The organism is Streptomyces sp. CLCI03 (assembly GCF_053615355.1).
Genome location: NZ_CM132132.1, coordinates 3021976 through 3042504, shown reverse-complemented (window position 1 = coordinate 3042504; position 20529 = coordinate 3021976). Strand labels below are relative to the sequence as shown.

Below are 20529 nucleotides of genomic sequence, written 5' to 3'. Positions count from 1 at the left end.
GGGTATGACTCCTGCCGAGCACGAATGCGCGTACCGATGTCCGCTCGACGTGGAGGTGAAACGCCGTGGCACTCTCGATCTCCGCCGTGGTGCTGCTGGCGATCATCGTCTTCCTGCTGGTCCGAAGGGCGGGCCTGAAGGCGGGACATGCGGTGGTCTGCGTACTGCTCGGCTTCTACCTGGCGAGTTCCACCATCGCCCCGACGCTCAGCCAGCTCACCTCGAACGTGGCGAGCATGATCAGTGGCCTCAAGTTCTAGCTCGGGCCTCGTAGGCTGGGCCCCATGAACGGTCTTCCCGCCCGTCGTCTGCTCCTCGTGCACGCGCACCCCGACGACGAGTCGATCAACAACGGCGTCACCATGGCCAAGTACGCGGCCGAGGGCGCCCACGTCGCGTTGGTGACCTGCACCCTGGGCGAGGAGGGTGAGGTCATCCCGCCCGGGCTCGCCCACCTGGCGGCCGACCGCGACGACACCCTCGGCGCCCACCGCGTCGGCGAGCTCGCCGCGGCCATGGCCGAACTGGGCGTCCACGACCACCGCTTCCTCGGCGGCCCCGGCCGCTTCCGGGACTCCGGGATGATGGGCGCCCCGCAGAACCACCGCGCGGAGGCCTTCTGGTCCGCCGACGTGGACGAGGCCGCCGCGTACCTCGTGGAGGTGATCCGGGAGCTGCGCCCGCAGGTGCTCGTCACCTACGACCCGGACGGCGGATACGGCCACCCCGACCACATCCAGGCCCACCGGGTCGCCATGCGCGCCGCCGAACTGGCCGGGGAGACCGCGTACCGGCGCGACCTCGGCGCGCCCCACACGGTCGGGAAGATCTACTGGAACCGCGTCCCGCGCTCGGTGGTCGAGGAGGGCTTCGCCCGGCTGCGCGCCGCCGGGGGCGGGGTGCCCTTCCCCGCGGTGGCCTCACCCGGGGACGTGCCGGGGGTCGTCGCCGACGAACGGATCACCACCGAGATCGAGGCCAAGGACACCTTCGTGGCGGCGAAGGCGGCCGCCATGCGGGCCCACGCCACCCAGATCGCCGTGGACGGGACCGTCTTCGCCCTCTCCAACGACCTGGCGCAGCCGCTGTTCACCCGCGAGTACTACGAACTCGTCGCGGGCCGGCCGGGCGCCCCGGCGGGCGAACGCGAACACGACCTCTTCGCGGGGGTGGAGGCGTGAGCGGAGCGGCGACGGCCGGACGGATCGCCGGCTGCCTCGGCATGCTGGTCGCGGGCGCGCTGACCGGCGCGGCCGGCTGGCTGGTGATCGACCTCTGGTTCCCCGGCGGTCTGCTGCTCGCCCTGCTGGCCGTCCTCGGACTGTTCCTCGGCGGCCGGATCGCCCTCGGGACCGGCTACGGGGTCGGCGGTGCCGCGGCCGGCTGGTTCCTCTCCTACGTGATGCTCAGCCTTCCGCGCCCCGAGGGGGACTTCCTCCTCGGTTCGTCCGGAATCGGCGTGTACGTCTACCTTTTGGGTGGAACCGTTCTCGCTGTGATGTGTGCCACGATGCGCGGTTCGCTGGATCGGCCGGTTTCGGCCGCTCGGTCTGCCAAGTGACGTGGTGTCGGACCTCGTAGGGAGGCCCGTCGGACCACGCGCGCGGGTGCTCGCCGGGCGCTTCAGAGGGGTTTGACCGGCCCTATCAGGAACCCCTGATTCCCACCAGTCAGTTGCGTGCGGGCGGCGGCCAGTATGGTGGACGGGCCGCCGAGCTGCCCGCGCACGGAATGACGGGCGGCGGAGCCAACCGGGAGAACCTGCCTTGAGTCGTGAAACCGACAGTTCGTCCTCCGGGCCCAAGGGGCACGGTGGAGCCGCCTACCCCTCGGGGACACCGCCGTACGGAACCGGCCAGTACCCGTCCACGGACGCTGCGGCGACCGCTCCGGAGGAGAACTCTGTGACCTCGAAGCCGTCCACGCCCGACTCCGACGGGCCCAAGACCGAGACCACCCTGACGACCCGGATCCGGATCAACATCCCGGGTTCGCGGCCGATCCCACCGGTGGTCGTGCGCAAGGCGATGGGCACCACCTCCGGTTCGGCCGGTGCCGGCGAGCAGACCGCTCCGGAGCCCACGTCCGAGCAGGCCCAGCCGCCGCTCGCGCAGCGGCGCGGACCGCAGCCGACCCGCATCGAGGCCGCGCCGGAGCCGGACCCCGCCCAGGCGCCCGGGCCCGCCCCGGCGGCCGAACCCGAGGAGCCGACCAGCAACTGGTTCGCCCCCCGCAAGCCGGCCGCGCAGGCCCCGGCACCCGCACCCGCCCCGGCGCAGATGCCGCCGGCCGGCGCCGCCCCGCGGCCCCCGCAGCGGCCGTTGCCCACCCGGACGCCGTCCCCGACGCCGACCCCGGCCCCCACGCCGCCGGCCATGCCGGGCGCGGGCTTCGCCCCGCCGCAGCGCACCCAGGGCCCGCCCGGACCCGGACCGGACGCCGCCTTCGCGCCGCCGCGCACCCCGCCGCCGCCCGTGGCGGACTACGGCCAGGGCTTCCCGCCCGGCCCCGGCGCCCCGATGCCCGGCGGCCCGGGAGTCGGGACGACCCAGGGCTTCCCCGCGTACGGGGACGACCAGGCCGACGCCGGCCCCGTCACCGAGGCGTTCCCGGCCTACGGCGGCGGCCCCGCCGGACCCACCGGCGGCCCCGGCTTCGGCACCGGCCCCGTCGGCGGTCCGGCCGGCGCGGCCGCCTTCGACGAGGTCCCGCAGTGGCCCGGCCCCGACCTGGACGGACCGCTGCCCACGCCGGTACCGGCCCCCGCCCCGGCCGCCCCCCGCCCCGCGGCCACCCAGCCGAAGGCCACCGACAAGCCCGCCAAGAAGGGCCGCTCCAAGCTGGTCCTGCTCGGCGGTGGCGTCATCGCCCTCATCGGCGTGGCCTACGGCGCCGGGCTGCTCCTGAACCACTCCGACGTCCCCAAGGGCACCACCGTCCTCAGCGTCGACATCAGCGGCAGCCGCGACGAGGCCGTCTCCAAGCTCCAGACGGCCTTCGGTACCCGCGCCACCGCCCCGATCCAGCTCACCGTCGGCGGCAAGCCCGTCGAGCTGAAGCCCGAGAAGGCCGGCCTCACCCTCGACGCCCAGACCACCGTCCGCAACGCGGCCGGCAGCGACTACAACCCGATCACGGTCATCGGCTCGCTCCTCGGCAACGAGCGCGTCGCCGACCCGGTGATGCCGATCGACGAGGAGAAGCTCCAGGTCGCGCTCCAGGAGCTCGCCGGCACCTCAGGCACCGCCACCGAGGGCACCATCAAGTTCGACACGGGCAAGGCCGTCGCCGTCCCCGGCACCCCCGGCACCACCCTCGACGTGGACGCCTCCGTGCAGCTGGTGGCCAAGGCCTTCAAGGACCAGGTCGCCACCGGCAAGGCGGCCGTGGCCGAACTGCCGACCACCACCAAGGCGCCGGCCATCGGCCAGCCCGAACTGGACCGGGCCATGAAGGAGTTCGCGGAGCCCGCGATGTCCGCGAACGCCACCGTCAAGGTCGGCACCAAGTCCATCGCCTTCGGCGCCAGGTCCCTGCCCAAGATCCTGAGCATGCAGCCCGTCGACGGCCGCCTGGTCGAGAAGTTCGACCTGGAGGCGCTCAAGGCGACCTACGGGAACACCTTCGACGGGATCCTGATCACCCGCGGCAACGGCGAGAAGACCGCCGTCACCCCGCAGGACATCGCCGGCCCCCTCGGCAAGGCCCTGCGCGGCAAGACCACGGCCGAACGAACCGCCGTCGTCGACACCAACCCCAACTAGGGCGCACGGCAGAAACGGTGCCCCCGCCCGCACCAGGGCGGGGGCACCGTCATGTCCGCCGCATGACATCCGTCATGCGGCACACACGACGCCCGACACTGCCGCGCGAGACCCCGTACGGGCGAATCTTCAGGCATGACGACGACCACCGCGACACGCACCGCGAAGCCCACCACCGACAGCGTGGTCAGCTTCGAGAACGTGACCAAGGGCTACGGCCCGGTCCGGGCGGTCGACGGCCTCTCCCTCGCGCTCCACCCGGGCGAGACCGTCGCGCTCCTCGGCCCCAACGGCGCCGGCAAGTCCAGCCCTGCACGCCGAGCTCCCCGCCCTGCGGATCGTCATCCTGACCACCTTCGGCCGCCCCGGCTACCTCCGCGGCGCGATGGAGGCGGGCGCCTCCGCCTTCCTGGTCAAGGACGCCCCGGCCGCGCAGCTGGCGGCGGCCGTACGCAAGGTCCTCCAAGGGGAGCGCGTCATCGACCCGACGCTGGCCGCGGCGGCCCTCGCGGAGGGCGCGAACCCGCTGACGGACCGGGAACGGGAGGTCCTGCGGGAGGCGGAGAACGGCGCGACCAACGCGGAACTCGCGGCGCGGCTGCACCTGTCCCAGGGCACGGTCCGCAACTACCTCTCGACGGCGATCCGGAAACTGGCGGCCCGCAACCGAGCCGAAGCGGCAAGCACAGCCCGAGCCAAGGGCTGGCTCTGACCTCCCGGCCCCTCACCTGGCGGGGCCCGCACCGCTGAGGCGGCCTGCGGGAACGGCCCGGCTCGTGGCGGGCAGCAGCCACAGACGTCCGACCGAACCAGGAAGCGGGCGACGCGCGAGGCGGAAGAGCTTCCACGAACAGCGGGAAGCCCCGGACCGGGTGTGGTCCGGGGCTTCCTCGGTTCTTCTCAGCTCATCACCTTCCGATGAGCTCGTGCAGGGCGGCCGCGCTGACACCTCCCGCACCCTCCCCACCTCGGTGCCGCGCCCCGACCTGCTCCGCATCCGGGCCTGGACCACCGAGGGCTACGCCTACCGGGCCGAGCTGTACGCCCTCGCCCCCGCCCCGATGATCTCCCTGCGCCCCGTCCTCGACGAGGACCCCGGCCTGCCCGACACGTGGTGGAAGGAGATGAAGGCCGCCCTGGACGCCCTCGCCGAGGTCCCGCCACCGGGGGACCGCGAGGCCGTACGCGAGGAGTACCTGCGCCGCGTCATCCCGGAATTCACCGGCCACCAGGTCGACGACGTCACCCGGTCCACCGCCCACGGCGACCTCCACCACGGCGACGTCACCCGCGGCCCGCACATCCTGGACTGGGAAGGATGGGGCCGCGCCCCGTACGGCTACGACGCGGCCACCCTCCCGGTTGGGCCCGTTGGACCCAATGGACCCAACGGGGGCGCGGCCATGGCCATCCTCCGATCCGGGGTGAAGGTGCGAGCGACTTCCGGCCGCTGGTCCGAACTCGGGGGTATCGACTGTCAGTGGCAGTCGCAACACTCTGAGCAGGGATGTCTGTTCAGAGGGGGGCCGATGGCGTTCCGTGCCGTGCACGCCGAGTGGGGAACCGTCTTCGCGCACCTGCCCGATCTTGGGTGCGGGCAGGCGTGGGAGTCGGTGTGGAAGGGGACTGCCCGCAGGCCGGCAGCGGCAGGGCACCTCAGACCGCGAAGAACAGCCGCCCCTCGGCCGTGCGCAGGTCCGGGAGGACGCGTGCCGGCTGTCCGGGCCGGAAAATGCACCAGGCGCCCAGGGCGAGCAGTTTAGACAGGCGCTCGGCTGGGGTTTCCCAGCCGAGCGTCTTGCGTCGCAACGGGCCCTAGTGGGGATCAGTCGACCGTCTGCCCGTCGTACATACCGCCCCTGCAGGTCGGGAGCACGGGCGTCGACCGATCGATCGTTCCGCCGTTGTCCGTGCACTCACCCGGGGTGACGCTGGCCGGGGTGACGCCGGCGGCGGTGGCGGCGCCTGTGAGGCCGATTCCGGCGAGGGCTGCCGTGGCGAAGACTGCGGCGAGGATTCGTCGAATGCGCATTTGGTTCGCCTTTCACAGATTGCCTCGGTTGGGGCACTAGCCAGCTTGATCTTCACCCATGTGGGTGGCACGTTATGTTGGGCCATTCGGGTGACTGTGTTGTCGGGTGCGGGGTCGTGACGCGACCCGTCAGAGCGGATGGAAGCCCGTGCCACATCCGCGCCAGGGCGGATCCCAGCGGTCAAGAGCAGTCAAGCGCGACGCCTCGCGATTAATCGCCAGAGGCCGTTTGCGCTGGTCAGCGTCGACCCCTTCCGTGACGGCTGGTGATTCCCAAGCTCAGAGCGCGGGCTCGATCCCCATCACCCGCTCCACGGCGAAGGCCCAGCTCATAGGCAAATCCCAGGGTCGTTGCGACACGTGATCACCGACGTGTGGTGGCGAGCAGGTTGGACAGGCGCTCGGCTGGGGTTTCCCAGCCGACCGTCTTGCGTGGGCGGCTGTTGAGTTCGGCAGCGACTGCGTCGAGGTGGTCCCGGGTGTGGCCGGACAGGCTGCTGCCCTTAGGGAAGTACTGCCGCAGGAGGCCGTTGGTGTTCTCGTTCACGCTTCGCTGCCAGGGGCTGCCGGGATCGCAGAAGTAGACCGGCACGTCCGTGGCGACACTGAAGGCGTGGATGCCGGGTCTCCGGCGGGTAGCCGGTCGGGGCCTGGAGTCCGAGAGCCCAGACGGTGACGGCGTACCCGTACCCGTGCCGGTGTCGGTGGTAGTCGCCTGCGGCGACCTTGAGGAAGCGGCGGGCGGCGGGACTGCAGGGCTCCTGGTCGTCGTCGCCGGTGTTCTTGAGCCGGGGGTCGGTGAGGAGCCGGGTGAGGGCGTCGTGCCAGCGGGTCAGTTCCTCGGCCCGTCGGCGGAAGGCGCCGGCGGGGTCGTCGGTGTTGGCGAGCAGGGTCTCCAGGTCGAAGTGTGCGGGAAGGGGGACCTGGTCGTCGTACTCCTCAAGGGCGTCGATCTCGGGGTGGGTGAAGGCCCGCACGTTGTACTGGCACAGGTTCATGGTGTTCTGCATCGACTCGCGGAAGTGGCGCATCAGTGGCTCCCGTCAGCTCTGGTCGGGGGGAAGGGGGTGGATGTCGAGGGTCACGTACGGGTCGTCCACCCAGTTCCGTACGGGCCGCGACGCGAGCAGGTCGAAAGAGCGGCCCTCCCACGAAGGCGGGCAGCCGCAGGGATGCGAGCGGGTGCTCCGGACGGGCGGGAACGCGTTCCACGCGTCGCCGCACCCGACCGTCGTCGTACGTCTGTCACGCCGGTCGCGGAATCACCCTGTTCGCCGGACGCCGGCCCGATTCACCGGATGCCGGCTCGTCTGCGATCGATGTGCCGGCGCGGTCGCCGGTGCCCGGAAGGTCCTTGGCGAGCCGGCCCGCGAGTGCGCTCACCGGGCATCGACCGGGTGAGGACGCCGAGTGCGAGCAGAGCGAGTGCCGGCAGCACGGCGACGATGATTCCCATCGGCAAGGCATCGGTGGCGCCACCCGCGCCGGCCAGCGGAGCAAGTGCCCCGCCGAAGATGAACTGGCTGAAGCCGAGCAGAGCGGCGGCCGACCCGGCGTGTCCGCCGTGGTCGGCCAGGGCCTGGGCCGCGGCGTTCGGCATGACCAGGCCGACGCTGGAGACCAGGACGAACAGGCCGATCAGGAGCACGGGCAGGGGTGCCCGTGTCAGCACCGCGCCCAGGACCGTGGTGCCACCGGCTGTCGCGCCCAGAAGACCGGCGAGCAGCAGCACGCGGGCGCCGGCCCGGGCCACCAGCCGGCCGCTGATCTGGGCGGCCGCGATGAGTCCGGCGGCGTTGACGGCGAACACGGCGCTGTACTGCTGCGGTGACAGGCCGTGGATTTCCTGCAGGACGAACGGCGAGCCGGAGATGTAGGCGAACATCGCCGCGAAGACCAGGCCGTTGGCCAGGACGTACCCGATGAAGACCCGGTCGCCGAGCAGCTGCCCGAAGACAGCCGGCAGCGGCCGGCGTGACGCGGAGGACCGGGTCTCCGGCAGTCCTGCGGCGGAGGCCGCCAGCATCACGGCGCCGAGTACGGCCAGGCTCACGAAGATTCCCGGCCAGGCCGTGACGCGCAGGAGCTGGCCGCCGAGGACCGGCGCGAACACCGGTGCCAGACCGGTGATCAAGGTCAGTGCGGAGAAGAGACGTGCGGTGCGGGGTCCGGAGGTGCGGTCGCGGACCATGGCGTTGGCGATGACGATGCCGAACGCCCCGCCGATGCCCTGGAGCAGGCGTAGGCCGACGAGGGTCCGGACGTCGGGTGCCACCGCGCAGAGCGCGCTGGCGATCGTGTAGAGGGCGAGGCCCGCCAGCAACGGACGCCGCCGGCCGTAGGTGTCGCTCAGCGGCCCGGCGATCAGCTGCCCGACGGCCAGCCCGGCCAGGCAGGCGGTGATGGTGAGCTGGGTGGCCGCGGCGCCGGCGCGCAGGTCGCCGGCGAGGTCCGGCAGTCCGGGCAGGTAGCCGTCGATGGACAGGGGGCCCAGGGCCACGAGCGCTGCGAGCAGGACGACGAATCGGGTGTGCCGGCCGGCGGCGTCGTTGCTCATGGCTCAGTACGCCACGGTGATGCGGCGGCGGATCGCGGTGCCGCTCTCGATCGTGTCGGCCAAGGCGATCGCGTAGTCGGCGTACGAGATGCGGCTGTTGCCGTCGTCGTCGGTGAGCAGGGTGTCCCCGCCGCTGCGGTAGGCCCCGGTCCGCTCGCCCGCTGCGATGACCGCGGCGGGCGACACGTACGTCCAGTCGAGGTCGTGCACGCCGCGGTAGAGGTCGAGCGCTTCGGACTGGGCCTCGGCGTTGGCCTTCCACAGCGCGGGGAAGGCCGGGTCGTCCATGACCCGGGCGCCGGTCGGCGTGCGCAGGCTACCGGCACCGCCGATGGTGACCAGGCGGGTGACGCCGGCTCGGCGGAGTCCGTCGATCAGCGCACGGGCGGCACCGACGATCGTGGCGCGGTCGTCCTCCTGGCCGATCCGGGGGCCGACGGCCGACAGTACGGCGTCGTGGGAGGCGGCGAGGCGGGCGACCGCGGCGGCGTCGGTGACGTCACCGGTGGTCACGGTCAGGGCCTTGTGCTCCAGTCCGTCGACGTGGCCGGCTCGGGTGACCGCGGTGACGGTGTGGCCGCGACGCAGTAGTTCCTCGGTGGCGGGCCGGCCGATGTTGCCGCCGGCACCGAACAGGACGATCTTCATGTGTTGCTCCTTGTTTCCGATGGTCACAGGACGGGTCGGCCGTCGGCGACGATGGCCGCGGTGATGCCGCGCTCGTCGACGGCGTGCTGGAAGCGCCGCTCGATGTCGGGTTGTTCGGTGTAGAACGGCGGGTTGTGGAACAGGCCGTAGTGCATGGCGCAGACGGTGCCGGCGCCGAGTGCGACGGCGGCCTCGACGCCCTGCTCGGGGGTCATGGTCGCCGGGACGTTGGCCGCGTAGCCCTCGAAGTGGGCGATGACGCCGTTGACCGGGACGAACGCGACGTCGAACGGGCCGTGGTCGCGGGCGATCTGCCACCAGCTGCCGTGCCACTGGGTGTCGCCGCAGTGGATGACCCGCCGGCCGGCGCCTTCGACGACCCAGGCGACCTGGTCACAGTCGTTGCCGCGCCAGTCCAGCGAGGTCACCGGGGTGACGGTCATCTCTCCGATGCGGCGTGATCGGCCCAGGTCCTGGGCGACGGGGGTGATGCCCACCTCGTGCAGCGCCGCCGCGCTCGGGGTGTGGCAGCCGATCGTGCCGGTGGCCGCGATCCGGGCGATCAGGTCGTGGTCGTAGTGGTCGGGGTGCAGGTGGGTGATGAGGGCGTGGGTGCCGGGCGGGGTGTCGACCGGGTCGACCGGCCGGTGCGGCGGCCCCATCACGGGCGCCAGCGGAGCGACGTTCTCGAGCGGGTCGATCAGCAGGCGGGTGTCGCCGAGACGGATCTCGACGCCGGCCCAGGCCAGCCGACGGACGGAAAGGGTGGGGGTCATGGGCAGCGACGCTAGACCGGCGTTGTTGAGAAAGTCAACAAGAGACTTTTGAATCTCAACACCAGGATGTAGGGTGGTGGCATGCGCACCTATGGGCAGTACTGCGGCATCGCGAAAACACTGGACGCCGTCGGCGACCGATGGACCCTGCTGATCGTCCGTGAACTGCTCGCCCTGGGTCCGTGCCGGCACACCGACCTGCGCAACGGGCTGCCCGGGATCGCCAGCAACCTGCTGGTCGACCGGCTCCGCGACCTGGAGGAAGCCGGCCTGATCCACCGCGAGGCCGCCCCGCCACCGGTGGCCACCACCCTGTTCTCCCTCACCGAGCGTGGCCGCGAGCTGGAGCCGGTGCTGCGGGAGCTGAGCCGATGGGGAATTCCCCTGTTGCGCGAGCCGGGCGGCAGCGACACCTTCCGCACCCACTGGCTGGACATGCCCGCCCGGGCACTGACCGACCACCGCCCCGACCAGCCGGCGATCGCCCTGCAACTGCACGCCGACGGCAACGAAGACCTGGTCATCGAGGTCAAGGACGGCTCGGTGCACACCCACGCCGGCCGGGTCGACCACCCCACCGCGTCACTGACCGGACCGCCGCACCTGCTGGCCGCGACCCTGCTCGGCGAGCTCGATCTGAACGCCGCAGTACAGCAGGGCCTGCGGCTCAGCGGCGAACGCGAGGCAGTACTGCGCATCCTGCCCCGCTGATCCGGGCGTAGGACTGGTAGGAACATCGGAGCGGAAACCGGCGCCGAGCCCGTATCTCCGCCGGTCGGCGGCCCTCCACCACGGCGCTCGGCGAGGTCGTCCCCGCGCGCGGCGAGGTCGTTCGGCCGGGAGGCCGGGGCGGGGGCGGTCAGTTCAGGAGGGCTCGGGCCGAGAGGGCTTCCGCTCGGATGCGGGCCGCCGCGTCGGCGTCCACCGCGGACACCACCCCGGCGTACGCGTCCAGCTCCGCCGCCCCTTCCTGGAAGGAGCCCCGCTCCACCAGCAGCCGCGCCCGCTCGTACCGCAGCGCCGCCGGATGCGACGGCAGCAGCAGCGACAGCTCCACCGCCCACAGGGCCACCCCCGACTGCTCCGGGCGGGTCGAGGCCCAGGCCCGGATGTTGGCCAGGATCCGCTGCACGATCTCCGGCGTCCGGGCCGGCTCGCGCGGTCCCGAGGCCAGCTCCGCCGGCCCGGTGCCGAGGGACGCGCCGCCCGCGAACGGGTCCACCACCACGCCCTCCTCCGGGTCCCCGAAGCCCACGACGAAGTGCCCCGGCAGCCCCAGCCCGTACACCGGCGCCCCGGCCCGCCGGGCGACCTCCAGCCACACCACCGACAGCAGGATCGGCAGCCCGCGCCGCCGCCTCAGTACCTCGTGCAGCAGCGAGGACGACAGCCGGTCGTAGTCCGCGGGGGTGCCGTGGAACCCGAGGCGCCCACCCAGCAGTTCCGTCACCGCGTTCGCCCACGCCCGCCCGCCGCGCAGCCCGTACGGCAGCATCCCGGCCAGCCGGTCCAGCTCGATCTGGGCCGCGTCCATGGCGCGTTCGTCCAGCGCCGGATCCCCCTCGGTGGCCAGCAGCAGGCACAGCAGCGCCAGGTCGGGCCGCTCCGCCCGGGCCTCGGCCGCGAACTGCTCCCGCCAGGCCGCCGTACTCACGAGGCCGCCCGGTAGTGGTGGTACGTGTGGTGGCGGGCGAAGCCCAGCCCGTCGTACAGGGCCAGCGCGCCGGGATTGTCCGTCTCGACCTGCAGCCACGCCGCCGACGCGCCCTCCTCCAGCGCCCGCCGGGCCAGCGCGGCCATCACCGCCGTCGCCAGGCCCTCCCGCCGGTGCGCGGGATCCACCGTCACCGCCGCGAAGCCGGCCCACCGCCCGTCGACCACGCAGCGCCCGATCGCCCGTCCCCCGGGCAGCGCCGCGAACCACACCGACGGCCCTTCCACGAGCATCCGCCGGGCCAGGTCCGGGTCGCTCACCTTCCCGTAGCGCCCGAGCCACTCCTCGTCCGGGACCCGGGTCAGGCGTACGGCCTCGGCCGCGGGCGCGTCCACGTCGCCCACCGGGGCCAGCGCCCCGATCCGTACCTCCGCCGACACCTCGTTCACCCAGCCGCGCCGTTCCAGCTCCGCGCCGAGCATCTCCTGGGTGCCGGCGGCCCCCGTCGCGACCTGTACGTAGGCCGGCAGCGACCGCTCCGCGTACCAGGAGGTCACTCGCGCGAGTGCATCGTCCAGCGGTATACCGGGGTCGCCGAGCGGCAGCACGGAATTGGCCCGCCGGGTGAATCCGGCGGCCGCCCGCAGCGTCCAGTCACCCAGGGGCTCGCTCTCCAGCGGCTGCCAGGCCCGCGCGGCGACCCGCGAGAGCTCCTCGAAGGAGGCCGCGGGACCCCGCCGCCGGGCCGGCGCCGCGGGCACGATCTTGCCCGCGACCAGCGAGGATTCCGAGATGCGGACGGATTGCCCGTCCTTCTTTGTGATCAGCAGCACACCCTGGTCCCAGGATGTGAGAACCCCGACCGTGTCCGTGAACTCGGGTGATCCGCTCACCACGGCCTCCACCCGTCGTACAGAGACTCGTTTACCCACGTCAGCCGGGGTGATACGGACCTCCAGCAGTCCACCGGCAGTGATTTCCACAGCTCTGTCCGCCCCTCCTGTTCGGATCGTGCCCGGGAACGGAGATACTAGGTGCGGGCATCGACGACGCCGCGCTCCCGCGCGATATGGAAAGCCCTACCGAGGAGGAACGAGAGCGTGACCTACGTCATCGCGGAGCCTTGTGTCGACGTCAAGGACAAGGCATGCATCGAAGAGTGCCCCGTCGACTGCATCTACGAGGGCCAGCGGTCCTTGTACATCCACCCGGACGAATGCGTCGACTGTGGCGCGTGTGAGCCGGTCTGCCCGGTCGAGGCCATCTTCTACGAGGACGACACCCCGGAGGAGTGGAAGGACTACTACAAGGCGAACGTCGAGTTCTTCGACGAGCTCGGTTCGCCCGGTGGTGCTTCCAAGCTGGGCCTGATCGAGCGCGACCACCCCTTCGTCGCGGCGCTGCCCGCCGGCATCAACGGCGAGCACTGACCTTTCCAGGCAGACGCGCCCCCCGGTCCCGTACGGCCTCGTCGCCGCACGGGACCGAGGTGTTTACGGACCCGCTACCAGCCAGTACTCAGAGAGAGCAGAGACCATCGTGGCCGCAGTATCCGACCGTCTTCCCGCCTTCCCCTGGGACAAGCTGGAGCCGTACAAGAAGACGGCGGCGGCCCACGCGGACGGCATCGTCGACCTGTCCGTCGGCACGCCCGTGGACCCGGTCCCGGAGCTGATCCGGCGCGCGCTGATCGAGGCCGCCGACTCCCCGGGCTACCCGACCGTGTGGGGCACCGTGGCCCTGCGCGACGCGATCACCGGCTGGGTGCGCGGCCGCCTCGGCGCGAGCACCGCCGAACACCGCAACGTCCTGCCGGTCGTCGGCTCCAAGGAGCTGGTGGCCTGGCTGCCGACCCAGCTGGGTCTGGGCGCCGGGGACAAGGTCGCCTACCCCCGGCTCGCCTACCCCACCTACGAGGTCGGCGCGCGCCTGTGCGGCGCCGAGGCCGTCGTGTACGACGACCCGACCGAGCTCGACCCGGCCGGCGTGAAGCTCCTGTGGCTCAACTCCCCGTCCAACCCCACCGGCAAGGTCCTCGCCAAGGACGAACTCGTCCGGATCGTGGCCTGGGCGCGCGAGCACGGGATCCTGCTCTTCAGCGACGAGTGCTACCTGGAGCTGGGCTGGGAGGCCGAGCCCGTCTCCGTCCTCCACGACGACGTCTGCGGCGGCTCCTACGAGGGCATCGTCGCCGTCCACTCGCTCTCCAAGCGCTCCAACCTGGCGGGCTACCGGGCGGCCTTCGTCGCCGGTGACGCGGACGTGCTCGGCGAGCTGCTGGAGATCCGCAAGCACGGCGGCATGATGACCCCCGCCCCGGTGCAGGCGGCCACGGTTGCGGCCCTCGGCGACGACACCCACGTCGAGGAGCAGCGCGAGCGCTACGCGGCCCGCCGCGCGGCGCTGCGCACCGCCCTGGAGGGGCACGGCTTCCGGGTCGAGCACAGCGAGGCGAGCCTGTACCTGTGGGTGACCCGTGACGAGCCCTGCTGGGACACCGTCGCCCACCTCGCGGGCCTGGGCATCCTGGTCGCGCCCGGCGACTTCTACGGCGAGGCGGGCGCGCGGTTCGTGCGCGTCGCCTTCACCGCCACCGACGAGCGGGTCGAGGCGGCGGTCAAGCGCCTCGGCTGACGGGTGCGCCGGACATGACCGAGGGGGCCGGGAGTGCGAACTCCCGGCCCCCTCGGTGGTTCCTACGGCGTCAGCCGCCCAGCGGCAGGCCACCGGGCAGCCCGCCCGGCAGGACACCGGAGGTGGGCAGCGAGGACGTCGGCAGCGAGGACACCGGCAGTTCCTGCGTGGTGGGGAGCCCGCCGAGCAGGCCCTGCGCGGTACCGGCCACGTCGGCGGCGGGCGCCGGCAGGTCCTTGGTGGCGCTGCCGGCGGTGCCGACGACGTCCGTGGCCGCGGCCGCCGTGGTCGCGGTGTCGGGGGCGTTGAGCCCGCCCAGCTGCGGCACGGACTCCAGACCGGCGGCGCTGGCCGCACCGGCCGCACCGACCACGGGCGCTGCCCCGGCTGCGAGGAGCAGCGCGGCACGGGCGATCCGACGGGTCAGGGGGAGAGACATGTTGCTCCTAAGCGGTAGCGGCTGAGTACGCCATGACTAACCGCTCCCGGGGCGGGTGGAGTTGCGGTGCCGGTGGGTAAAGGATCGGTAACGCATCGTTTAATCGGCTTCCGCGAAAAGCGCATCGGACGGTCGCCGACCAGGGCTTCCGTGCGATTCCGGGATCCGTGGCCCGCTACACGGATCCCCCCGCAGGAGTGATCACTCGTACGTCAGCCCGGGCGCCCCCGGCGCGTGCCCCGGCCCGCCGGCGATCAGCGGGCCATGAAGATCCGTACCTCGCCCGGCCCCGCGTAGTGCGCGGCGTCCTTGCCCCCCGCGCCGCCCTTGTCCTGCCACCGGCCCCGGTTCGTGCCCGCGACCCAGCCGTGCCGGCCGTAGGACACCCGGGAGATGCCCATCGCCTTCGAGTGGGCCACCGCCCAGTGGGCCATCGCCCGGCTGCGGCGGATCGCCTCCTCGCCACCGTTCTTCTTCTCCACCAACGTCACCTCGGGCTCCGGGGCGACCTGCCCGCCGCCGGTGTTCCGGCCGGCCTGGCCCCCCTGCGGCGACATGGTGTGCGTCCCGTTCTCGCCGAAGATCCGGATCAGATCCGCCTTGACCCGCTCCGGGTCGCCCGGCCCGGCGGGCGCGGGACCGCCGCAGTTGAGCGTGCCGCCGCCGGCGAACGCGGCCGTCAGCACGGTCGCGTCGGGCTCGTGCTTCGCGTACGCCTGCGGGAACCCGCTGCGCTGCACCTTCTGCGCGGCCACCGTCAGCGGCAGCCGCGAGTAGCCGGGTACGTCGACGAGGTGGTCGTAGAAGATCCCGGCCGAGTACACCGGGTCCGTGATCTGCGCCGGCGTGCCCCAGCCCATCGACGGCCGCTGCTGGAAGAGCCCCAGGGAGTCACGGTCACCGTGGTCGAGATTGCGCAGCGCGGACTCCTGCATGGCGGTCGCGAGCGCGATGGTCACCGCCCGGTCCGGCAGGCCCTTGGCCACGCCGACGGCGGCTATCGTCGCCGCGTTCGCCGCCTGCTCCGGGGACATCTCGTACGTCGCGGACGTTTCGTCCTCCCCGATCGGATCCGCGCCGGCCACGCAGAACGGGGCACCGCCGCCACCGTTCGAATCGCGCTGCACGGCGAAGTACCCGATCACCGCGAGGAGAACGAGCAGGCCGACGACCGCCCGGAGCAGCCGGCGGCGACGAGGACGGGGATCACGGGTCTCGGACACGCGGCCCACCGTACTTGAGGCATATGACGCGTCCACCGGCCGGACGGAGGAGGCTTCGGCGCAGCTCGGGGCATTAGGGTCAGCTCCATGTCCGAATCCGAGCTGGACCTCACCCTGGACGCCGCCGAGCTGACCGCCCGGCTCGTCGACATTCCGTCCGTGAGCGGCGACGAGAAGGTACTCGCCGACCTCGTGGAACACGCGTTGCGCGGCCTCGCGCACCTCACCGTGGAACGCTTCGGCAACAACGTCGTCGCCCGTACCCACCTGGGCCGCGCCGAGCGCGTCGTCCTCGCCGGCCACCTCGACACCGTGCCGATCGCCGACAACGTCCCCTCCCGTCTCGACGAGAACGACGTGCTGTGGGGCTGCGGCACCACCGACATGAAGTCCGGTGTCGCCGTGCAGCTGCGCATCGCCGCGACCGTGCCCGAGCCGAACCGGGACCTCACCTTCGTCTTCTACGACCAGGAGGAGGTCGCCGCCGACCTCAACGGCCTCGGCAAGGTGGCCGAGGCCCACCCCGACTGGCTGACGGGCGACTTCGCGGTCCTGCTGGAACCCTCGAACGCCGAGGTCGAGGGCGGCTGCCAGGGCACCCTGCGCGTCCTGCTCCGCACCACCGGCGAACGCGCCCACTCCGCGCGCAGCTGGATGGGCTCCAACGCCATCCACGCGGCGGGCCCGATCCTCGCCCGCCTCGCGGCCTACGAGCCCCGCAAGCCGGTCATCGACGGCCTGGAGTACCACGAGGGCCTCAACGCGGTCCGCGTCGAGGGCGGCGTCGCCAACAACGTCATCCCCGACGCGTGCACCGTGACCGTCAACTTCCGCTACGCCCCGGACCGCACCGAGGCCGACGCGCTGGCCCACGTACGGGAGGTGTTCGCGGACTGCGACATCGCCGAGTTCGTCGTCGACGACTCCTCGCCCGGCGCCCTCCCCGGTCTCTCCCACCCGGCCGCCCAGGCCTTCATGGAGGCGGTCGGCGGCCGCGCCATGCCCAAGTTCGGCTGGACGGACGTCTCCCGCTTCAGCGCCCTCGGGGTCCCGGCGGTCAACTACGGCCCGGGCGACGCCCTGCTGGCGCACAAGGTCGACGAACGCGTCGGGACGAAGGCGATCCTGCACTGCGAGGAGCGACTCCGCGCCTGGCTGACCTCCTGAATTCCGCTTCTCGTCACCTTTGTGCGCCTACCCTGATCCAACGATCAGCAGGAGGGAGCACAGCATGGGCAACCACGGCAGTCCCGAGGGTTCCGCTCGTCGTCGGCCCGAGGAGCAGCAGCTCGGGCCGGTGCTGAGGAGGCGGAGCCAGGTGCAGGCGGGCAGCACGACGGACCAGCGCCTGCTGGATTCGGCGGGGCCCTCCGAGTGGGTGCACACCGATCCCTGGCGGGTCCTGCGCATCCAGTCGGAGTTCATCGAGGGCTTCGGCACGCTGGCCGAGCTGCCGCCCGCGATCAGCGTGTTCGGGTCGGCCCGTACGCCGGAGGGCTCGCCCGAGTACGAAGCGGGCGTGCGGATCGGCGGCGCGCTGGTCGACGCCGGCTTCGCGGTGATCACCGGTGGCGGTCCGGGGGCCATGGAGGCGGCCAACAAGGGCGCCCGCGAGGCGAACGGCGTCTCGGTCGGCCTCGGCATCGAGCTCCCCTTCGAACAGGGGCTCAACCAGCACGTCGATCTCGGCCTGAACTTCCGGTACTTCTTCGTCCGCAAGACGATGTTCGTGAAGTACAGCCAGGGCTTCGTCGTCCTGCCGGGCGGCCTGGGCACGCTGGACGAGCTGTTCGAGGCGCTGACCCTGGTCCAGACCCAGAAGATCACCCGCTTCCCGATCGTGCTCTTCGGCACGGAGTACTGGAGCGGCCTGGTCGACTGGCTGCGGAACACCGTGATCGCCCAGGGCAAGGCCTCGGAGAAGGACCTCTACCTGTTCCACGTCACCGACGACGTGGACGAGGCGATCGCGCTGGTGACGAAGGAAGTCGGCAAGTGACCGTCCGGGCCCGGGGCGCAGCGCCCCGGGCCCGGCGAGGCCCTCAGGCCAGGCCGCGGCGGGCGACCGCCGGGGGGCGGTGGCCCTGGATCGAACGCACCATGTCCAGGATCTGCCGGGTCTCCGCGACCTCGTGGACGCGGTAGACCTGCGCGCCCAGCCAGGCCGAGACGGCCGTCGTGGCCAGGGTGCCCAACAGGCGTTCCTTGACCGGCTTGTCGAGGGTCTCGCCGACGAAGTCCTTGTTGGACAGGGAAACCAGCACCGGCCAGCCCGTCGCCGTCATCTCGCCCAGTCGGCGCGTCGCCTCCAGCGAGTGTCGGGTGTTCTTCCCGAAGTCGTGCCCGGGGTCGATCATGATCGCGTCCCGGCGGACGCCGAGCGCCGCGGCGCGTTCGGCGAGGCCGAGCGTGACGCGCAGGACGTCCTCCATGATGTCGTCGTACGCGATCCGGTGCGGCCGGGTCCGCGGTTCCACGCCGCCCGCGTGGGTGCAGACCAGGCCCGCCCCGTACCGCGCGGCGACCTCCGCCAGCTTGGGGTCCACCCCGCCCCAGGCGTCGTTGAGGACGTCGGCCCCGGCCTCGCACACCGCCTCGCCGACCTCGTGCCGCCAGGTGTCCACGCTGATCACCACATCCGGGTGGCGGCGCCGGACCTCGGCCACGAAGTCGACCGTGCGCCGTGCCTCCTCGGCCGCGTCCACGTGCTCGCCCGGGCCCGCCTTGACCCCGCCGATGTCGATGATCGCGGCGCCCTCGGCGATCGCGTGCTCGACCCGGTCCAGCGCCGGCTCGTCGCGGAACGTCGCGCCCTGGTCGTAGAAGGAGTCCGGCGTCCGGTTCACGATGGCCATGATCACCGGCTCGTGGGTGTCGAACTCGCGCCTGCCCAGTCGCAGCATCCTGCTCTTTCCTCCTTCGGCGGCCCCTGCGCCTCGCCAGCGACCTTAACCTGGTGGCCGGAGTCTCTCAGGGGAGTTGATCGTGTTCTTCTTCTTGATGATCGCGCTGGTCGTGGTCGTGGCAGCGGTCACCCTGGCGGTGATCGGCGGCGGCTCGGAGGCCGTCCTGCCGGAAGCGGAGCCGGACCGTGTCGCGGACGGGCTGCCGGAGACCCGGCCCGTCGTACGGGCCGACATCGACGCGCTGCGCCTGCCGGTCGCCCCGCGCGGGTACCGGATGGCCGAGGTGGACGACGTGCTGGAGCGGCTCGCGGCCGAACTGGCCGAGCGCGACGCCCGGATCGCGCAGCTGACGGCCGCGGCGGCGCCCGCCGCGCCCTCGGACGCCGCCCCCTCGGACGCCCCCGGTCACGTCGACCTCAGCAAGGGCGGTGAGCGGTGAGCGGCTCGGTGGCGGGCGCGGACGGGCTGCTGCGCTGCCCGTGGGGGCTGTCCACCCCGGACTACGTCGCCTACCACGACACCGAGTGGGGCCGTGCGGTGCACGGGGACGACGCCCTCTACGAGCGGCTGTGCCTGGAGGCGTTCCAGTCGGGGCTGTCCTGGATCACGATCCTGCGCCGCCGCGAGGGGTTCCGTAAGGCCTTCTCCGACTTCTCGATCGCGGCGGTCGCGGAGTTCGACGACCGGGACGCGCAGCGGCTCCTGGCCGACGAGGGGATCATCCGCAACCGGGCCAAGATCGAGGCGACCCTGGCCAACGCGAAGGTCCTCGCCGGGTGGGAGCCGGGCGAGCTGGACACCCTGATCTGGTCCCACGCCCCCGAGGAGCCGGGGCCTGCCCCGCTGACGGTCACCGAGGTGCCGGCGGTCACGCCGCAGTCCACGGCCCTCGCCAAGGCCCTGAAGAAGGCCGGCATCCGCTTCGTCGGCCCCACGACGGCCTACGCCCTGATGCAGGCCTGCGGGCTGGTCAACGACCACCTGGCCGACTGCGTCTCCCGCGACCCGGCCTGAGCCGGGCCGGATCGCGGGATCCCGGTCAGCGACCCAGGTACTTCGGGGGCTGCTTCGCGAGGAAGGCCTGGACGGCGATGGAGTGGTCCTCGGAGGCCCCCGCACGGGTCTGGAGGGTGTCCTCGTGGGTCAGGGCCTCGGAGAGCGTGTGGGAGGCCCCGTAGGCCAGGGACTCCTTCAGCGCGGCGTACGCGACCGTCGGGCCGGCGGCCAGGGTGCGGGCCACGGCCTCCGCCTCCGCGTGCAGGGAGTCCGCGGGCACGAGGCGGTTGACGATGCCGAGCTCGTACGCCTCCTGGGCCTTGATCGAACGCGGGAACAGCAGCAGGTCCGAGGCGCGGGAGGCGCCGATCAGACGGGGGAGGGTCCACGAGACCCCGGAGTCGGCGGTCAGCGCCACCCCGGCGAACGAGGTGTTGAAGGAGGCGGTGTCGGCGACGACCCGGAAGTCCGCCGCAAGCGCGAAGCCGAAGCCCGCCCCGGCCGCGACGCCGTTCACCCCGGCCACCACGGGCTTGGGCATCTCGGTGAGCGCCCGCACGATGGGGTTGTAGTGGTCGGCCACCGTCGTCATGGTCAGCGAGGTGCCGGTCTCGCGGTCCGAGGCGAGGTTCCCGATGTGCTCCTTGAGGTCCTGGCCCACGCAGAAGGCCCGGTTCCCGGCCGCGGTGAGCAGCACGGCCCGTACGGCGGTGTCGGCGGCCGCCGCCTGGACCGCGTCGCGCAGGGCGACCTTGGCCTCGGTGTTCATCGCGTTCATCGCGTCCGGGCGGTTGATCGTGATGGTGGCGAGTCCGTCGGTCACTTCGTAGAGCACGCTGTCGGCCATGGCAGGGGGTCCCCCTTCGTCGCGGGCTTGGCTACCGGTCGGTACTGTCCGGT

Annotated in this window: 23 protein-coding genes and 3 pseudogenes; 14 read left to right on the top strand and 12 right to left on the bottom strand. The window is 72.4% G+C overall.

What is annotated here, in order from left to right:
* Nucleotides 1-65 precede the first annotated feature (65 nt).
* The 7 genes and pseudogenes from ACWG52_RS13745 (at nucleotide 66) to ACWG52_RS13715 (ending at nucleotide 5527) form a co-directional block, all read left to right on the top strand.
* Nucleotides 66-260: a hypothetical protein gene (locus ACWG52_RS13745; protein ID WP_030012369.1), complete on the top strand. Its 195-nt coding sequence runs from the start codon at nucleotides 66-68 to the stop codon at nucleotides 258-260.
* Nucleotides 261-284: 24 nt separating this feature from the next.
* Complete coding sequence (gene mshB, locus ACWG52_RS13740; protein ID WP_390166200.1) at nucleotides 285-1181, top strand: N-acetyl-1-D-myo-inositol-2-amino-2-deoxy-alpha-D-glucopyranoside deacetylase; 897 nt, start codon at nucleotides 285-287, stop codon at nucleotides 1179-1181.
* Entirely contained in the window at nucleotides 1178-1561 is a 384-nt protein-coding gene (locus ACWG52_RS13735; RefSeq protein ID WP_389806047.1) for a DUF6113 family protein, read from the top strand. Before mshB ends, ACWG52_RS13735 begins: the two co-directional genes overlap by 4 nt.
* Nucleotides 1562-1766: 205 nt before the next feature.
* On the top strand, nucleotides 1767-3764 hold the full coding sequence (locus tag ACWG52_RS13730) for a peptidoglycan binding domain-containing protein (protein ID WP_453128814.1): 1998 nt from the start codon (nucleotides 1767-1769) through the stop codon (nucleotides 3762-3764).
* A gap of 135 nt (nucleotides 3765-3899) precedes the next feature.
* Nucleotides 3900-4073: pseudogene (locus ACWG52_RS13725) on the top strand (ATP-binding cassette domain-containing protein); the annotation flags it as partial.
* Nucleotides 4063-4476 (top strand): annotated as a pseudogene (locus tag ACWG52_RS13720) (response regulator transcription factor); the annotation flags it as partial. The pseudogenes ACWG52_RS13725 and ACWG52_RS13720, both read left to right, overlap by 11 nt.
* Before the next feature lie 214 nt (nucleotides 4477-4690).
* Nucleotides 4691-5527 carry a hypothetical protein gene (locus ACWG52_RS13715; RefSeq protein WP_453128812.1) on the top strand — a complete coding sequence of 279 codons (837 nt, stop codon included), beginning with the start codon at nucleotides 4691-4693 and terminating at the stop codon, nucleotides 5525-5527.
* Between the two features lie 62 nt (nucleotides 5528-5589).
* Here the strand turns inward: ACWG52_RS13715 and ACWG52_RS13710 are convergent, their stop codons facing one another.
* From ACWG52_RS13710 to ACWG52_RS13685, 6 genes and pseudogenes are all read right to left on the bottom strand, one after another.
* Entirely contained in the window at nucleotides 5590-5796 is a 207-nt protein-coding gene (locus tag ACWG52_RS13710; protein ID WP_389806042.1) for a hypothetical protein, read from the bottom strand.
* 364 nt (nucleotides 5797-6160) lie between these two features.
* Nucleotides 6161-6406, bottom strand: a pseudogene (locus ACWG52_RS13705) (IS30 family transposase); the annotation flags it as partial.
* Nucleotides 6300-6827 (bottom strand): hypothetical protein, encoded by a 528-nt coding sequence (locus ACWG52_RS13700; RefSeq protein ID WP_389806040.1) that lies wholly within the window; start codon nucleotides 6825-6827, stop codon nucleotides 6300-6302. The pseudogene ACWG52_RS13705 and the gene ACWG52_RS13700, both read right to left, overlap by 107 nt.
* A gap of 260 nt (nucleotides 6828-7087) precedes the next feature.
* Nucleotides 7088-8353 (bottom strand): multidrug effflux MFS transporter, encoded by a 1266-nt coding sequence (locus ACWG52_RS13695; RefSeq protein ID WP_389806038.1) that lies wholly within the window; start codon nucleotides 8351-8353, stop codon nucleotides 7088-7090.
* A gap of 3 nt (nucleotides 8354-8356) precedes the next feature.
* Entirely contained in the window at nucleotides 8357-9001 is a 645-nt protein-coding gene (locus ACWG52_RS13690; RefSeq protein WP_389806036.1) for an NAD(P)-dependent oxidoreductase, read from the bottom strand.
* A gap of 23 nt (nucleotides 9002-9024) precedes the next feature.
* A complete protein-coding gene (locus ACWG52_RS13685; protein WP_453128810.1) occupies nucleotides 9025-9777 on the bottom strand; it encodes an MBL fold metallo-hydrolase in 753 nt (250 codons plus the stop codon).
* Between the two features lie 81 nt (nucleotides 9778-9858).
* Here ACWG52_RS13685 and ACWG52_RS13680 point away from each other — a divergent pair, with 81 nt between their 5' ends.
* Complete coding sequence (locus ACWG52_RS13680) at nucleotides 9859-10488, top strand: winged helix-turn-helix transcriptional regulator (protein WP_389806034.1); 630 nt, start codon at nucleotides 9859-9861, stop codon at nucleotides 10486-10488.
* A gap of 148 nt (nucleotides 10489-10636) precedes the next feature.
* Here ACWG52_RS13680 and ACWG52_RS13675 read toward each other — a convergent pair whose 3' ends face one another.
* Both ACWG52_RS13675 and ACWG52_RS13670 read right to left on the bottom strand, forming a co-directional pair.
* Nucleotides 10637-11431, bottom strand: a complete 795-nt coding sequence (locus tag ACWG52_RS13675) for a transglutaminase family protein (protein ID WP_389806033.1) — start codon at nucleotides 11429-11431, stop codon at nucleotides 10637-10639.
* A complete protein-coding gene (locus ACWG52_RS13670; RefSeq protein ID WP_389806031.1) occupies nucleotides 11428-12414 on the bottom strand; it encodes a GNAT family N-acetyltransferase in 987 nt (328 codons plus the stop codon). Before ACWG52_RS13670 ends, ACWG52_RS13675 begins: the two co-directional genes overlap by 4 nt.
* Nucleotides 12415-12531: 117 nt before the next feature.
* Here ACWG52_RS13670 and fdxA point away from each other — a divergent pair, with 117 nt between their 5' ends.
* Complete coding sequence (gene fdxA / locus ACWG52_RS13665) at nucleotides 12532-12861, top strand: ferredoxin (protein WP_030011906.1); 330 nt, start codon at nucleotides 12532-12534, stop codon at nucleotides 12859-12861.
* Nucleotides 12862-12970: 109 nt separating this feature from the next.
* Nucleotides 12971-14065: a succinyldiaminopimelate transaminase gene (dapC, locus tag ACWG52_RS13660; RefSeq protein ID WP_389806029.1), complete on the top strand. Its 1095-nt coding sequence runs from the start codon at nucleotides 12971-12973 to the stop codon at nucleotides 14063-14065.
* Between the two features lie 70 nt (nucleotides 14066-14135).
* Here dapC and ACWG52_RS13655 read toward each other — a convergent pair whose 3' ends face one another.
* Nucleotides 14136-14504 (bottom strand): ATP-binding protein, encoded by a 369-nt coding sequence (locus ACWG52_RS13655; protein WP_389806027.1) that lies wholly within the window; start codon nucleotides 14502-14504, stop codon nucleotides 14136-14138.
* A gap of 254 nt (nucleotides 14505-14758) precedes the next feature.
* On the bottom strand, nucleotides 14759-15727 hold the full coding sequence (locus ACWG52_RS13650) for a hypothetical protein (protein WP_389806026.1): 969 nt from the start codon (nucleotides 15725-15727) through the stop codon (nucleotides 14759-14761).
* Between the two features lie 87 nt (nucleotides 15728-15814).
* On the opposite strand from ACWG52_RS13650, the gene dapE reads away from it, so the two are divergent.
* Nucleotides 15815-16894, top strand: a complete 1080-nt coding sequence (gene dapE, locus ACWG52_RS13645; protein ID WP_389806024.1) for a succinyl-diaminopimelate desuccinylase — start codon at nucleotides 15815-15817, stop codon at nucleotides 16892-16894.
* 64 nt (nucleotides 16895-16958) lie between these two features.
* Nucleotides 16959-17726, top strand: a complete 768-nt coding sequence (locus ACWG52_RS13640) for an LOG family protein (protein ID WP_033218524.1) — start codon at nucleotides 16959-16961, stop codon at nucleotides 17724-17726.
* A gap of 43 nt (nucleotides 17727-17769) precedes the next feature.
* On the opposite strand, the gene folP is transcribed toward ACWG52_RS13640, so the two are convergent.
* Nucleotides 17770-18630, bottom strand: coding sequence for a dihydropteroate synthase (folP, locus tag ACWG52_RS13635; protein WP_033218526.1), 861 nt, complete (start codon nucleotides 18628-18630; stop codon nucleotides 17770-17772).
* A 76-nt stretch (nucleotides 18631-18706) separates the two neighbouring features.
* On the opposite strand from folP, the gene ACWG52_RS13630 reads away from it, so the two are divergent.
* A complete protein-coding gene (locus tag ACWG52_RS13630; protein ID WP_453128807.1) occupies nucleotides 18707-19072 on the top strand; it encodes a DivIVA domain-containing protein in 366 nt (121 codons plus the stop codon).
* On the top strand, nucleotides 19069-19647 hold the full coding sequence (locus ACWG52_RS13625; protein ID WP_161288232.1) for a DNA-3-methyladenine glycosylase I: 579 nt from the start codon (nucleotides 19069-19071) through the stop codon (nucleotides 19645-19647). The genes ACWG52_RS13630 and ACWG52_RS13625 overlap by 4 nt, the downstream gene beginning before the upstream one ends.
* 25 nt (nucleotides 19648-19672) lie before the next feature.
* On the opposite strand, the gene chcB is transcribed toward ACWG52_RS13625, so the two are convergent.
* The gene (gene chcB / locus ACWG52_RS13620; protein WP_390137847.1) at nucleotides 19673-20476 is read right to left on the bottom strand and encodes a 2-cyclohexenylcarbonyl CoA isomerase; all 804 of its coding nucleotides are present in this window, start codon (nucleotides 20474-20476) and stop codon (nucleotides 19673-19675) included.
* Nucleotides 20477-20529: the final 53 nt, after the last annotated feature.